Consider the following 13,893-nt stretch of genomic DNA (forward strand, 5'->3'; position numbering starts at 1 on the left):
GAAGCTGTCCGGCGGTATCCGTACCGCGCTGGCCCAGTACCGTGAACTGGCGGCCTTCGCCCAGTTCGCCTCGGACCTGGACGAAGCCACCCGCAAGCAGCTCGAGCATGGTCAGCGCGTCACCGAGCTGATGAAGCAGAAGCAGTACGCGCCGATGTCGATCGCCAACCAGGCACTGTCGATCTACGCCGTCAACGAGGGTTACCTCGACGACGTGCCGGTCAACAAGCTGCTGGCGTTCGAAGAAGGCCTGCACGCCCACTTCGCCAACACCCAGGGCGAGCTGGTCAGCAAGGTCAACGCCACCGGCGGTTGGGACAACGACATCGAAGGTGCCTTCAAGAAGGGCATCGCCGAGTTCAAGACCACCGGCAGCTGGTAATCGCGGTCCTGTAGAGCGGAGCCTCCGGCTCCGCTGGACCAGATGACAAACGGTTGAACAACGCGGGGCAGCAGCCCCGCGCCACGGGAAACAAGAGATGGCAAGCGGACGCGAAATCAAAACCAAGATCAAGAGCGTGCAGAACACCCGCAAGGTGACGCGCGCCCTGGAAATGGTCTCGGCCTCCAAGATCCGCAAGGCGCAGGATCGGATGAAGACCTCGCGTCCGTACGCGCAGGCGATGAAGCAGGTGATCGGCCACCTGGCCCAGGCCAGCACCGATTACCAGCATCCGTTCCTGGTCGAGCGCGAGCAGGTGAAGCGGGTCGGTTTCATCGTGATCTCCTCCGATCGCGGCCTGGCCGGCGGCCTGAACAACAACCTGTTCCGCAAGATGCTGGGCGAAGCCAAGGCATGGCAGGACAAGGGTGCTGAAGTGGACCTGGTGACCATCGGCCAGAAGGCATCGACCTTCTTCCGCCGCGTGAAGGTCAACATGGTCGGCAGCGTGACCCACATCGGTGACGTGCCGAAGCTGGAATCGCTGATCGGTGTGATCAAGGTCATGCTCGACGCCTTCACCGAAGGCAAGGTCGACCGCGTGTACCTGGTCTACAACCGCTTCGTGAACACCATGGTGCAGAAGGCCAGCTTCGATCAGCTGCTGCCGCTGCCGCCGGCCGAGAAGCAGGTCGCTCACCACGACTGGGATTACCTGTACGAACCCGATGCCGCGACCGTGCTCGAGCACGTGATGACGCGTTACATCGAGTCGCTGGTGTACCAGGCACTGCTGGAAAACGTCGCCTCCGAGCATGCCGCACGCATGGTTGCGATGAAGGCGGCGAGCGATAACGCCAACAAGCTGATCGGCACCCTGCAGCTCGTCTACAACAAGGCGCGCCAGGCAGCGATCACCCAGGAAATCTCCGAAATCGTCGGCGGCGCGGCAGCAGTCTGACCGCGTTCGTTCAAAGCACACATTTAGAGGATGCAGCAATGAGTCAGGGCAAGATCGTTCAGATCATCGGCGCGGTCGTCGACGTCGAATTCCCGCGTGAGTCGGTGCCGAAGGTGTACGACGCACTGAAGGTCGACAACACCGAAATCACCCTTGAAGTCCAGCAGCAGCTGGGCGACGGCGTGGTACGTACCATCGCCCTCGGTTCCACCGACGGCCTGAAGCGCAACCTGGTCGCCACCAACACCGACCGCGGCATCTCCGTGCCGGTCGGCGCTGGCACCCTGGGCCGCATCATGGACGTGCTCGGCCGTCCGATCGACGAAGCCGGCCCGGTGGCCGCCAGCGACAACTGGGAAATCCACCGTGCGGCCCCGTCGTATGAAGACCAGTCCCCGGCCACCGAACTGCTGGAAACCGGCATCAAGGTCATCGACCTGATGTGCCCGTTCGCCAAGGGCGGCAAGGTCGGCCTGTTCGGCGGCGCCGGCGTCGGCAAGACCGTCAATATGATGGAACTGATCAACAACATCGCCAAGGCGCACAGCGGTCTGTCCGTGTTCGCCGGCGTGGGTGAGCGTACCCGTGAGGGCAACGACTTCTACCACGAAATGAAGGACTCCAACGTCCTGGACAAGGTGGCGATGGTGTACGGCCAGATGAACGAGCCGCCGGGCAACCGTCTGCGCGTCGCCCTGACCGGCCTGACCATGGCCGAGTACTTCCGCGACGAGAAGGACGAAAACGGCAAGGGTAAGGACGTCCTGCTGTTCGTCGACAACATCTACCGCTACACCCTGGCCGGTACCGAAGTGTCGGCCCTGCTGGGCCGTATGCCGTCCGCCGTGGGTTACCAGCCGACCCTGGCCGAGGAAATGGGCGTCCTGCAGGAGCGCATCACCTCGACCAAGAATGGCTCGATCACCTCGATCCAGGCCGTCTACGTTCCTGCGGACGACCTGACCGACCCGTCGCCGGCGACCACCTTCGCCCACCTGGACTCGACCGTCACCCTGTCGCGTTCGATCGCCTCGCTGGGTATCTACCCGGCTGTCGATCCGCTGGACTCCACCAGCCGCCAGATGGACCCGCTGGTCATCGGCCACGAGCACTACGACACCGCCCAGCGCGTCCAGCAGACCCTGCAGAAGTACAAGGAGCTGAAGGACATCATCGCGATCCTGGGCATGGACGAACTGTCCGAAGAGGACAAGCAGGCCGTGTCGCGCGCCCGCAAGATCGAGCGCTTCTTCAGCCAGCCGTTCCACGTGGCCGAAGTGTTCACCGGTTCGCCGGGCAAGTACGTGCCGCTGAAGGACACCATCCGTGGCTTCAAGGCCATCGTCGATGGCGAGTACGACCACCTGCCGGAGCAGGCGTTCTACATGGTCGGCGGCATCGAAGAAGCGGTCGAGAAGGCCAAGAAGATGGCCGAGAAGGCCTGATCCGGGACGGGCGGGAGCGAATCCTGCCCGACCTGACGCCGGCGCCGGGCAACCGCCCGCGCCGGTGGAATCCCACGGTGGCATTGCGCCGCCGCGAACAGCGAAGAGATTTGCATGAGCACGATCCGTTGCGACATCGTCAGCGCCGAGCAGGAAATCTTCCGTGGCGAAGCGACCCTGGTCGTGGCCACCGGTGAGCTGGGCGAACTGGGCATCGCGCCCAAGCACGCACCGCTGATCACCCGCCTGAAGCCGGGCAAGGTGGTGGTGACCACGCCGAACGGCGAGCAGCTGGATTTCGCCATTTCCGGCGGTATCCTGGAAGTGCAGCCACAGGTGGTGACCGTGCTGGCCGACACCGCGATCCGCGCGCAGGACATCGACGAGGCCTCGGTCCGCAAGGCCAAGGAAGAAGCCGAGCGCATCCTGGCCAACCGCGGCGAAGCGATGGAAGTGGCCGAAGCCCAGCAGAAGCTGGCCGAAGCCGTTGTCCAGCTGCAGGCCCTGGAACGCCTGCGCAAGACCCTCAAGCACTGAGGTTCACGCGCTGCATCCACGAAAACGCCGGCCCTGTGCCGGCGTTTTTGTTTGGGTGGCTGGGTAGCGTCGGCTACCGCGCGCAGCGCGCGAGCTCCGTGGGCTCACCGTCGAGCAGTCGACTCTGCCGATCCCGATCCCTGCGCTGTATCAGCGATACACCACGTAGCGCATCAACAGGAACGAGACGCAGGCCAGCCCACCTTCCACCAGCGGCTTGGCCAGCCACGCGTACTGCAGGCCCAGTGCGTGGTCGACCAGGCTCACCAGCAGCGTGCTTGCTGCGGTCATCAGCAGCCACAGCGCGAAGAAGCGGGCGAAGCGTTTCCAGCCCAGCCGATGCTTGCCGGCCTCGGCGAAGGTATAGCGGCCGTTGAGCCAGAAGCCGAGCAGCATGCCGGCCAGGCGCCCGGCGACGTTGGCCGGGGCCACCGGCAATCCCAACGCCGTGGCCAGCACGAATACCAGCCAGTCGAGCAGCAGCTGCACAAGCCCGATGACGAGGTAGGCACTTCCCTGGCGAACGAGGCTCATCGGGGTGGTGAAGGGATGGGGATGCCCATGTTAACGGCCCACGCTCTAGAATCATCGGCAACGAACCACGGACTGCCGTTGCCATGACCCAACCCCTGCACGTCATCATCCTCGCCGCTGGCGCCGGCAAGCGCATGAAGTCGGTGCTGCCGAAGGTGCTGCAGCCGATCGCCGGCGAGCCGATGCTGGCACACGTGATCGCCGCGGCGCGCGAACTGGAGCCTGCGGCGATCCACGTGGTCTACGGCCACGGCGGCGAAGCCGTGCGCCAGTACTTCGCCGGCCAGCAGGACTTGCAATGGGCCGAACAGTCACAGCAGCTCGGCACCGGCCACGCCGTCGCGCAGGCGATGCCGCAGGTGCCCGATGCCGCACAGGTGCTGGTGCTGTACGGCGACGTACCGCTGATCCGCGCGCAGACCCTGCGCGACCTGCTGGCGCAGCCGGGCCGGCTGGCGGTGCTGGTGGCCGAGGTGGATGACCCGACCGGTTATGGACGCGTGCTGCGCGATGCCGAGGGCAAGGTGGGGGCGATCGTCGAGCAGAAGGATGCCAGCGACGAGCAGCTGCGCGTACGTATCATCAACACCGGCATCATCGCCGCGGAATCGACCGCGCTGCGCCGCTGGCTGTCGCAGCTGTCGAACAGCAACGCGCAGGGCGAGTACTACCTGACCGACGTGTTCGCGTTCGCCGCGCACGAGTACACCCCGGCCGAGATGGCACTGGTGGCCGACGCGCAGGAAGCCGAAGGGGCGAACGATCCGTGGCAGCTGTCGCAGCTGGAGCGTGCCTGGCAGCGCCGCGCGGTGCGTGCGCTGTGCGCGCAGGGCGCGCGCGTTCGCGACCCGGCACGGCTGGACATCCGCGGCACCGTCACCGTCGGCAGCGACGTGCTGATCGACGTCGACGTGGTGCTGGAAGGCAACATCGTGCTCGGTGACGGCGTCACCGTCGGTCCGTTCAACCGCCTGAAGGACGTCAACCTCGGGCCCGGTACCGAAGTGCGCGCGCATTGCGATCTGGAAGGCGTGGTCACCGAAGGCGCTGCGCAGATCGGCCCGTTCGCGCGGCTGCGGCCGGGCACCGTGCTGGCCGATGGCGTGCACGTCGGCAATTTCGTCGAAACAAAGAAGGTCACGCTGGGCGTGGGCAGCAAGGCCAACCACCTGACCTACCTGGGTGATGCAGTGATCGGCAGCAGGGTGAACATCGGCGCCGGAACCATCACCTGCAACTACGACGGGGTGAACAAGTTCACCACCGCCATCGGCGACAACGCGTTCATCGGCTCCAACAGCTCGCTGGTGGCGCCGGTGACCATTGGCGATGGCGCGACCATCGCCGCCGGTTCGGTCATCACCCGCAATGCCCCGGACGGCAAGCTGACCCTGGCACGTGCACGACAGGAAACCATCGATGGCTGGAAACGCCCGCTCAGGAAGTCCTGAGCCCCGCCTTCCACGCGCCGGGGAACTCGGCGTGCTGCCGGGTATCGAGCAGCGCGCCGGCCAGCTTTTGAAGGGCCATGAGGCCTATCCGGTGTTCGCCGGTCATGGCCTGGATCTGCCGGCACTGCAGGACGGCCTTGAGCGCCGGCAGCTGTGGGTGGTGGATGCGGCAGACGGTGGCATCGCCGGCTATCTGCTTGCCGGCGAGCTGGCCGGTGAGTTTCACATACTGCAGATGGATGTGGACCCTGCGCATGCGCGTCGCGGTCATGGCCGTGCGCTGCTGCGCCATGCGCTGGCACAGGCGCGGGCAGGTGGTTATCGCTCGGCTGTGCTCACCACGTTGTCCGACGTGCCGTGGAATGCGGCCTTCTATGCCAGCGAAGGGTTCGTCACCGTGCCGGAGGAGAAGTGGGGTGCGGGCCTGCAGGCCGTGATGGCCGAAGAAGCCGCGCTGGGGTTTCCGATGCATCTTCGGGTGGTAATGCGGCAGATCTGGTAGATGCCGACCTTGGTCGGCACATCCACGCATGGCGTCGATCCGCCCACGTGGCGCCCCAGGTCGGCAACCGCCGGGACCCGATCGGAGCGCTCAACCCACCGGCAACAGGATCGACACGCATAGCCCACCATCGCCGCGATTCTGCAATGAAACACGACCGCCGTGCGCCTCCACGATCTCGCGGGTCAACGCCAATCCCAGCCCGGTACCATTGCGCTTGGTCGAATAGAACGGCATCAGCGCGTTCTCCAGTACCTGCTCGTTCATGCCCTTGCCGCGATCCAGCACATCCAGGCGCAGCCACTGCGGCAGCCGTGTCAGCTGTACCTGCACATCGTCGTTGGGCGGGTCGGCCTCGGCGCAGGCTTCATGCGCATTCTTCAGCAGGTTCAGCAGAGCCTGCCCGAACTGCGCGATGTCGACGCGGCTGCTCAGCTCTTCGTCCGGTTCGCGATCCATGGTGAACGGGATCTGCTGGCGCATGCTGGACAGGAACGGTGCCCAGTGCACGGTCTGCAGCTGCGGCTGCGGCAGCTTGGCAAAGCGGGCGTAGCCGCGGATGAAGCCTTCCAGATGGCGCGCGCGGTCTTCGATGGTGGTGAAGATCTCCGGCAGCCTGTCGAAGCGTTCGCGCTGAACCAGAACGCCGCCGGAATGGGCCAGCGAGGCGATAGGCGCGAGCGAATTGTTGAGTTCGTGGCTGATCACCCGGATCACCTTCTTCCAGGTCTGCACTTCCTGGCGGCGCAGTTCGGCGGTGAGCAGGCGCACCAGCAGCAGGTCATGCGGGCGGCCGTTGAGCTGGAATGCGCGGCGCGACAGATGGTAGACCTGCTCGTCATCTTCATCACCGTCCTCGCCTTCGGCATGCACCGCGAACAGGCTGTCGCCGCCGCGGGCGATGGCATCGCGCAGTTCCACTGGGACCTGCTCCAGCACATCCTCCAGGCGCTGGCCTTCCAGCTTCCAGCCGCCGTGCAGCAGCTTGCGTGCGGCCAGGTTGGAGAACACCACGCGGGCAATGCCATCACCGCCGGAGGCGATCAGCAGCATTGCCACCGGCGTGTTCTGCACCATGGTATCCAGGAGCAGTTCGCGCTGAACCAGGCCCTGCCGCTGCGCGCGCAGCACGTCGCCCAGCTCGCGGTGGGCCTGCACCAGATCGCCAAGTTCGTCATTGCCCGGCCAGTGCACGCCGAAGTTGTACTCGCCATCGCGGTAGCTGCTGGTGGTGCCGGACAGGGCGCGCATCAGCGAACGCACCGGTGCCGTCGCACGGCGCAGCGTCCACCACATCAGCGACAGCAGGATCAGCGCCGATACCGTGGTCACCACCCAGCCATGATCCATCCAGTAGGCAAGCAGCCACGGCAACGCGGCGGCCAGCGCCAGCACCGGCAGCAGGCGCAGGAACAGGCGGAAGGTGAAGGAGCGCCGTTTCATTCGCGTGGAATGCCGTGGCGGTCCATGCGCCGGTACAGCGCCTGGCGGCTCAGGCCGAGTTCGGCAGCGGCCTGCGCGATGACGCCGTGGTTGCGCGACAGCACGTCTTCGATGCGCGCACGGTCGGGATCGTTGCCGGTGCTGGGCGCGGGGCGCGGTGCGGCCGCGGCGCGCGGCAGATTCAGGTCGGCCACTTCGATGTGGTTGCCGGTGGCCAGCAGCTCGGCGCGCTGGATCACGTTGCGCAGCTCGCGCACGTTGCCCGGCCATGCATGCCGCTGCAGGGCGGTGATGGCGGCGCCGGACAGCGGCTTGCCCGCGCTCAGGAAGCGCTCGGCCAGCGGCACGATGTCGCCGGGGCGTTCGGCCAGCGGCGGCAGCACCAGCTCGACGGTGTTGAGGCGGTAGTAGAGGTCTTCGCGGAAGTTGCCGTCGCGGATCATCGCCGGCAGGTCGGCATTGGTCGCGCTGACCACGCGCACCTTGACCTGGCGTTCGCGGTTGGACCCGAGGCGCTCGAAGCGGCCGGTTTCCAGCACGCGCAGCAGCTTCATCTGCCCGCCCAGCGACAGATTGCCGATCTCGTCGAGGAACAGGGTGCCGCCATCAGCGGCTTCAAACTTGCCTTCGCGCGCCTTGGTCGCACCGGTGTAGGCGCCGGATTCGGCACCGAACAGCTCGGCTTCGATCAGCTCGGAGGGTAGTGCGCCGCAGTTGACCGCCACGAACGCGCCCTTGGCGACCAGCGAATTGGCCTGGATGATCTGCGCGATCTTTTCCTTGCCGGCGCCGTTGGGGCCGGTGATCAGCACCGGCAGTTCCGAGCGTGCGACCTGGCAGGCCAGGGTGACTACACGCTCGCTGGCCGGATCGGCGACCACCGCACCGCACAGGTCGTACTTCGCCTCCAGCGCATTGCGCTGGCGCAGTTCACGCGAGCGCCGGCGGTCCAGCTCGCGGCGTGCCTCGGACAGTTCCAGCAGGTTGTTGACCGTGGTCAGCAGCTTGCGATCGTCCCACGGCTTGGCCAGGTAGTCGGCGGCACCGGCCTTGACCAGGTCCACCGCACTGCTCAGGTGGGTCCAGGCGGTGAGCAGGATCACTGGCAGGTCCGGATGGCGCGCGCGGATCTGCGCGAACAGGGCCTCGCCCTCCTCACCGGAGGTGGTGTCCTCGCTGAAATTCATGTCCTGGATGACCAGGTCGACCGGCTGTGATTCAAGCAGCGCCAGCCCGTCGGCGGGCGTCTGCGCCTGCAGGGTGTCGATGTCGTGCAGGGAGAACAGCACGTCCAGCGCGGTGCCCACGCTGGCGTTGTCGTCGATGATCAGGATCGCAGGCATCAAGCGGTTCTGCAGAAAGGGATGGGCGGCGCCGATGGAGCCGTTCGTGTCCACGCACCGGGAGAGCCCGGCGCCACCCATCAAGCATAGCCAAACCCGTGGCGGTGCAGGAGCGCCCGCCGCTCAGCGCCGGGGTCGAGCCGGGGGCGCTGGCGGCGGCGGTGGCGGAGGTGGCGGTGGCGCGTCCAGCGCCTGGCGCCAGGCCGCCGCGTCGACCGCCACCGTCAGCTCGCGCTTGTCGCGGCGCAGCAACAGATAGGCGGTGGCGGCGTAGGAATGGCGCAGGGCCACGGCCAGATGTTCGACCCGGCGCACCGCCGTGTCGTCCATGCGCAGGATGCGGTCGCCGCGGCGCACGCCGAAGCGAACTTCGGGGCTGGCGGCGTCCACATGCACCTGGCCCTCGGTCGAGCGCAGCGACAACCGCGCGCCATCCTGGCGCCATTCCAGCGTCTGCGCGCTGCCACCACCGGCCAGCGTCGGCAGGGGCAGGAGCAGCATCAGGCAGATCGCGCAGGCGCGCATCACGCGCCCCGCGTGGCGACCGCCGGCGGTACCGCTGCGGCACGCCGCGCCGGCCCGAACACGGCGATCTGGCCCAGAACCCACAGCAGCAGCGCACCCAGCGGCAGGTAGTACAGCGGCATGCGCGGCAGCTCGTACAGGTTCATCAGGGCCAGGTTGATCGCATAGGCCGCCAGCATGCCCAGCACGATGCCCAGCGTGGCCAGCAGGAAGTTCTCGGTCTGGAAGTAGCGCAGGATCTGACCGCGGGTCGCACCCAGCGCACGCCGGATGCCGATCTGCTTGCTGCGCTGCTGCACCCAGAAGCTGGCCAGGCCGATGATGCCCAGCGCAGTGACCACCAGCAGCGAGATGCTGACGGTGATCAGCAGGCCGACCATCGCACGGTCGTTCTTGAAGAAGTCCTTGCGCTGGTCTTCATAGGTCAGCTTGTCGCGCATCAACCGGTTGGGATCGTTGCGTTCCAGCGCGGCGGCACCGGCATCGAGTACCTCCTGGCGGCGTTCCGGCGAAGTGCGCAATACATACGTGCCACCCTTGTCGAAGCTGACCCGGGTCGGCAGCAGCATCGAATTGGTCCAGTTGTCATTCCAGCCATTGGGCGTGCTGAGCGTGTCGACGATGCCGACCACGTGCAGCGACTGCTTGCCCATGTAGTAGGTCTTGCCCAGTGCACTGCCATTGGGCTCCATCTTGGCGGCCGTAGCCTGGGTGAGGATGACCGGGATGGCCTTTTCCTTGGCGCCACCTTTGCTGACGTCTTCGAAGTTCTGGTACTCGTCCGGCAGGAAATCGCGGCCAGCGATCAGGTTGATGCCCATCGTGGCCAGCCCGTTCTCGGACAGGGTGTACATCGAGGCGTTGGTGGTCGGCCGTTCCTGGTCGATCACGCGCGAGATGCTGCTGCTGGAGGAACCGTTGCGGAAGGGGATCTGGTTGATGATGGTGACATTGCTGACGCCGGGGATCGCGCGCAGCGATGCCAGGTCCTCGCGGGTGCGGGCCATGGCGTCGGTCTGCTTGCCGATGCCGCTGACGCGCAGCATCACCAGTTCGTTCTCGGCGATGCCGCTGGGCATGCTGATCTTTTCCACGCGCTGGCTGACCAGGAACAGCGCGTTGCAGACGATGGCGCAGGTCAGGGCGACTTCCAGCACGATCAGGGCGGCAGCGGTCTTGTGCCGGCGCAGCGTGCTGAGGATGGGGCGGATGTCCATGGGAGTCCTCGTTCGGGTGCTTACTGCGACTTGAGCTGGATGGCCGGGGTGACCTGCATGGCGCGCCAAGCGGGCAGGAAACCAGCGGCGAGGCTGGCAAACAGGGTCAGGCCCAGTGCGAGCAGCAGCATGTTGCCGTCCAGGTGCGCCAGCTTGGCGTACTCCACCGGCTGCTGGCGCACCGCGAACAGGCCGAGCAGGGCCAGGCCGATGCCGAGCACGCCACCGACCACGCCGACCGCGCCGGCTTCTACCAGGCACTGCAGGAAGATCTGGCCGCGGCTGGCACCGAGCGCACGGCGCACGCCGATCTCACCGCTGCGGCGCAGGAACTTGGCCAGCAGCAGGCCTACCGTATTGACCAGGCAGACACCGAGGAAGCCCAGCGCCAACCACAGCTGCAGGCGCACGTCGCTGGGGACTGCACCATTGAAGTTCAGCCATTCCATCACGGTGCGCAGGCGCACATTCGGCGGATGCTTGAAGCGGCCGGCCTCGCGCTGCTGGGTCGAGTAGTTCTCCAGGTAGCGGCGGTAGTCGCCGGCCTTGGCCGGGTCCATTTCCACCCAGTACTGCAGCCACGCGCACGGCGCATTGAGCGAGTAGCTGTTGCCGTCGGGATTTTCGCCGAAGCAGTTCATGTTGCCGTTGTTGCCGAGCTTCAGGTCGAACGAGGTGGAGATCGGCAGCAGCAGATCCTCGTTCTTGCCGAAGCTGCCGGTGGTCAGGTCATAGAAGTGCGGCTCCGGGCTCCATTCCTTCATCACGCCGACGATGCGGTAGCTCTGGCCTTCCATGCGCAGGTCCCGACCCACGCTGTTGGCGCCCTGGTACAGCTTGTCGTTGAGCGCCTTGGAGATGACCACCACGCGTGCGCGGCCTTCGTCGTCCTCGCGCGTCCAGGGGCGGCCGTACTGCATGGGCACCTCGAACATCGGGAAGAAGTCGGCCGAGGTCCAGCGGGTGTCGATGCTGAAGGGCTTGAGGGTGCTGTTGTCCGGCTCGATGGTGCCGCCGCCGCCGCTCATCAGCGCCTGACGCTCGCCCTTGGCTTCGCGCAGCAGCGCTTCACCGTCGAAGCGGGTCAGCTGGGTTTCCGGCTCTTCGCCGGCGACGTAGGCACCGGTCGCGGCGTCGAGCTGTACGTAGAACAGGCGGTCGCTCTTGCCGGGAATCGGGTCGCCGGACAACACGTGGAACACGGTCAACGTCGTCATCGAGGCGCCGATGCCGAGCGCGATGGCGATCACCATCAGCGCGGTCAGGACCTTGTTGCGGCGGAAGCTGCGCGCCGCCAATCGGGCGTAGTAGGCGAACATGGTCGGGCCCTCAGTCGTTGACGGCGACGATGTGGCGCACCGGCGTGGCCAGCACCGGCTCGCGCACCAGGTCGGTGACCTGGCCATCGACGATGTGCACGTTGCGCTGCGCGCGTGCGGCCAGTTCCGGGTCGTGGGTGACCATCACGATGGTGGTGCCGGCGGCGTTGATTTCCTCCAGCAGTTCCATCACACCGCGGGCCATCTGCGTATCCAGGTTGCCGGTCGGCTCGTCGGCCAGCAGCAGGCGCGGGCTGCCGGCCAGGGCGCGTGCGATCGCCGCACGCTGCTGCTGGCCGCCGGACAGCTCGTTCGGGTAGTGCTTCATGCGCGAGCCGAGGCCGACCTGTGTCAGCGCCTTCTCGATGCGTTCGCGGCGCTCGTTTGCGCTCATCTTGCGATAGCGCAACGGCACGTCGACGTTGTCGAACAGGTTGAGGTCCGGGATCAGGTTGAAGCCCTGGAAGATGAAGCCGATCTTCTGGTTGCGCAGCCGGCTGCGCGCGTCATCGCCCAGCGTGCTCACGTCCTGGCCGTCGAGCATGTAGGTGCCGCTGGTGAATGTTTCCAGCAGGCCGGCGATGTTGAGGAAGGTGGTCTTGCCGGAACCGGACGGGCCGGTGACGGCGACGAACTCGCCTTCCTTGACCTGCAGTTCCAGCGAGCGCAGTGCGTGGGTTTCCACCTGTTCGGTGCGGAAGACCTTGGCGACCGAACGCATTTCGAGCATGTACATGGGGTGTCCTCTCTCCAGGATTCAGGTATCAGTTGACGGAGACGCGTTCGGCGTCCTTGAACAGGTCGCTGCCGGAGACCACGATGCGGTCGCCCGGTTGCACACCCGACTTGATTTCCACTTCGCCCAGGCTGCTGACGCCCAGTTCCACCGGACGGCGCACGGCGGTGCGGCCATCCATCACGTAGGCCATGCCGTTGCCCTGTTCGACGAACGGGCCGCGCTCGACCTTCAGCACGTTCTTGCGGGTATCGAGCAGCACGCGCACCGACATCCGCTGGCTCTGGCGCAGGCCTTCCGGCTGCGCGCTGGCAAAGCGCACGCGGGCGTTGACTTCGCCGTTGACCACTTCCGGTGACACCGCGCTGATCTCACCCGGGAACGGCTGGCCGTTGCCGCCGGTCAGTTGCGCCGGCATGCCGATCGCGAGGTCGCGGGCGAAGCTCTCCGGCACCTTGATCTCGACTTCGAACTTGGACAGGTCGACCACGCCCAGCACCGGGGCATTGGCGGCCAGGTTGGTGGACTGCACCGCCTGCACCTGGCCGACCTGGCCATCGAACGGCGCGCGCAGCGTCAGTGCATCGACCTGGCGCTGCACCTCGGCCACCACGGCCTTCTGGCGATCGGCCAGCAGGCGCTTGTTGCGGGCATCCAGGTCGGCACCCTGGCTCTGCAGGCGCGCATCAGTGGTGGCGTTGGCCAGGGTGATGTCGGCCTTCTTCAGCGAGTCCTTGGCCTTGGCCAGGTCGATCTGCGGCACCGCACCGCCGTCGTAGCCGCGCTGGTAGCGCTGCAGGTCACGGTCGGCAGCCTGCCGTTCGATGGTGGCCTGGTCGGTTTCCTTGCGCGACTTGGCGCGGGCCAGGGTGGCGTCCAGCGCGGCGCGGCTGGCCTCGGCTTCCAGGCCGGCCAGGGTGGCCTGTTCCTGGGCCAGCTTGCTGCGCAATTCCGGGCTGTCGATGATCGCCAGTTCCTGGCCCTTCTTGACCACGTCGCCGGCGACCACCTTCAGGTCCACGGTGCCGGCTGAGATGGCGTACAGGATCGGGCTGTTGGCGGCGATCACGCGGCCGTCGGCGGCAATGTCACGGACCAGGTCGCCACGCTTCACTTCGGCGATGCGCACGCGGCTGCTGTCGTAGGAACGGCTGGCGTTGGACCAGGCATGCACCGCCCAGCCGATGCCGGCGAGCAGGGCGATCGCACCCAGCGCCGGCCAGCGGTAGCGGTGCCAGTGGGCGCGCGGGGCGCTGGCCGGGGCGGAGGAAACGATCTGGTCCTGGGCGGAAGTGTCGCGGATCATCGGGTGCGTGCCTGACGGTGGTAGCCAGTACCAAGCACGTAGCGTGCCAACTTTATTTCCTTTCCCATCAATGGGTTGGGTGGGTGCCTGAAGTGTCCGGGTGTCCGCGGACACCTTTCCGGACACTTTCATTAAGCGGACAGGAGGGGGAAGCCGGACACGCAGGCTAGAATGCGGCGATCGTCTTCAAGG

General features: G+C 66.4%; 12 protein-coding genes and 2 pseudogenes. 6 read left to right on the plus strand and 8 right to left on the minus strand.

Annotated elements, in window-relative coordinates; all coding sequences use genetic code 11:
* The 4 genes and pseudogenes from QZ853_RS08780 to QZ853_RS08795 form a co-directional block, all read left to right on the plus strand.
* Positions 1-382 (plus strand): annotated as a pseudogene (locus QZ853_RS08780) (F0F1 ATP synthase subunit alpha); the annotation flags it as partial.
* A 97-nt stretch (positions 383-479) separates the two neighbouring features.
* Positions 480-1,343: a F0F1 ATP synthase subunit gamma gene (gene atpG / locus QZ853_RS08785; protein ID WP_010481324.1), complete on the plus strand. Its 864-nt coding sequence runs from the start codon at positions 480-482 to the stop codon at positions 1,341-1,343.
* A gap of 38 nt (positions 1,344-1,381) precedes the next feature.
* A complete protein-coding gene (atpD, locus tag QZ853_RS08790; protein ID WP_295572065.1) occupies positions 1,382-2,788 on the plus strand; it encodes a F0F1 ATP synthase subunit beta in 1,407 nt (468 codons plus the stop codon).
* Positions 2,789-2,902: 114 nt separating this feature from the next.
* The gene (locus tag QZ853_RS08795) at positions 2,903-3,325 is read left to right on the plus strand and encodes a F0F1 ATP synthase subunit epsilon (RefSeq protein WP_005411127.1); all 423 of its coding nucleotides are present in this window, start codon (positions 2,903-2,905) and stop codon (positions 3,323-3,325) included.
* 150 nt (positions 3,326-3,475) lie between these two features.
* Here the strand turns inward: QZ853_RS08795 and QZ853_RS08800 are convergent, their stop codons facing one another.
* Entirely contained in the window at positions 3,476-3,859 is a 384-nt protein-coding gene (locus QZ853_RS08800; RefSeq protein ID WP_295572067.1) for a GtrA family protein, read from the minus strand.
* An 83-nt stretch (positions 3,860-3,942) separates the two neighbouring features.
* Between QZ853_RS08800 and glmU the strand changes: the two genes are divergently transcribed.
* The gene (gene glmU / locus QZ853_RS08805) at positions 3,943-5,310 is read left to right on the plus strand and encodes a bifunctional UDP-N-acetylglucosamine diphosphorylase/glucosamine-1-phosphate N-acetyltransferase GlmU (RefSeq protein WP_295572068.1); all 1,368 of its coding nucleotides are present in this window, start codon (positions 3,943-3,945) and stop codon (positions 5,308-5,310) included.
* Positions 5,279-5,812: a GNAT family N-acetyltransferase gene (locus QZ853_RS08810; protein WP_295572069.1), complete on the plus strand. Its 534-nt coding sequence runs from the start codon at positions 5,279-5,281 to the stop codon at positions 5,810-5,812. The genes glmU and QZ853_RS08810 overlap by 32 nt, the downstream gene beginning before the upstream one ends.
* 90 nt (positions 5,813-5,902) lie before the next feature.
* On the opposite strand, the pseudogene QZ853_RS08815 reads toward QZ853_RS08810, so the two are convergent.
* From QZ853_RS08815 to QZ853_RS08845, 7 genes and pseudogenes are all read right to left on the minus strand, one after another.
* Positions 5,903-7,327 (minus strand): annotated as a pseudogene (locus tag QZ853_RS08815) (HAMP domain-containing sensor histidine kinase); the annotation flags it as partial.
* Entirely contained in the window at positions 7,252-8,598 is a 1,347-nt protein-coding gene (locus QZ853_RS08820; protein WP_295572070.1) for a sigma-54 dependent transcriptional regulator, read from the minus strand. The pseudogene QZ853_RS08815 and the gene QZ853_RS08820, both read right to left, overlap by 76 nt.
* 123 nt (positions 8,599-8,721) lie before the next feature.
* Positions 8,722-9,123 carry a PDZ domain-containing protein gene (locus QZ853_RS08825; RefSeq protein WP_295573449.1) on the minus strand — a complete coding sequence of 134 codons (402 nt, stop codon included), beginning with the start codon at positions 9,121-9,123 and terminating at the stop codon, positions 8,722-8,724.
* The gene (locus tag QZ853_RS08830) at positions 9,123-10,340 is read right to left on the minus strand and encodes an FtsX-like permease family protein (RefSeq protein WP_295572071.1); all 1,218 of its coding nucleotides are present in this window, start codon (positions 10,338-10,340) and stop codon (positions 9,123-9,125) included. The genes QZ853_RS08825 and QZ853_RS08830 overlap by 1 nt, the downstream gene beginning before the upstream one ends.
* A gap of 20 nt (positions 10,341-10,360) precedes the next feature.
* Complete coding sequence (locus QZ853_RS08835; protein ID WP_295572072.1) at positions 10,361-11,659, minus strand: ABC transporter permease; 1,299 nt, start codon at positions 11,657-11,659, stop codon at positions 10,361-10,363.
* 10 nt (positions 11,660-11,669) lie between these two features.
* Positions 11,670-12,395, minus strand: coding sequence for an ABC transporter ATP-binding protein (locus tag QZ853_RS08840; protein WP_295567020.1), 726 nt, complete (start codon positions 12,393-12,395; stop codon positions 11,670-11,672).
* Between the two features lie 28 nt (positions 12,396-12,423).
* Positions 12,424-13,701, minus strand: coding sequence for an efflux RND transporter periplasmic adaptor subunit (locus QZ853_RS08845; protein ID WP_295572074.1), 1,278 nt, complete (start codon positions 13,699-13,701; stop codon positions 12,424-12,426).
* Positions 13,702-13,893: the final 192 nt, after the last annotated feature.

Source organism: uncultured Stenotrophomonas sp. (genome assembly GCF_913778665.1).
Taxonomy (GTDB): domain Bacteria; phylum Pseudomonadota; class Gammaproteobacteria; order Xanthomonadales; family Xanthomonadaceae; genus Stenotrophomonas.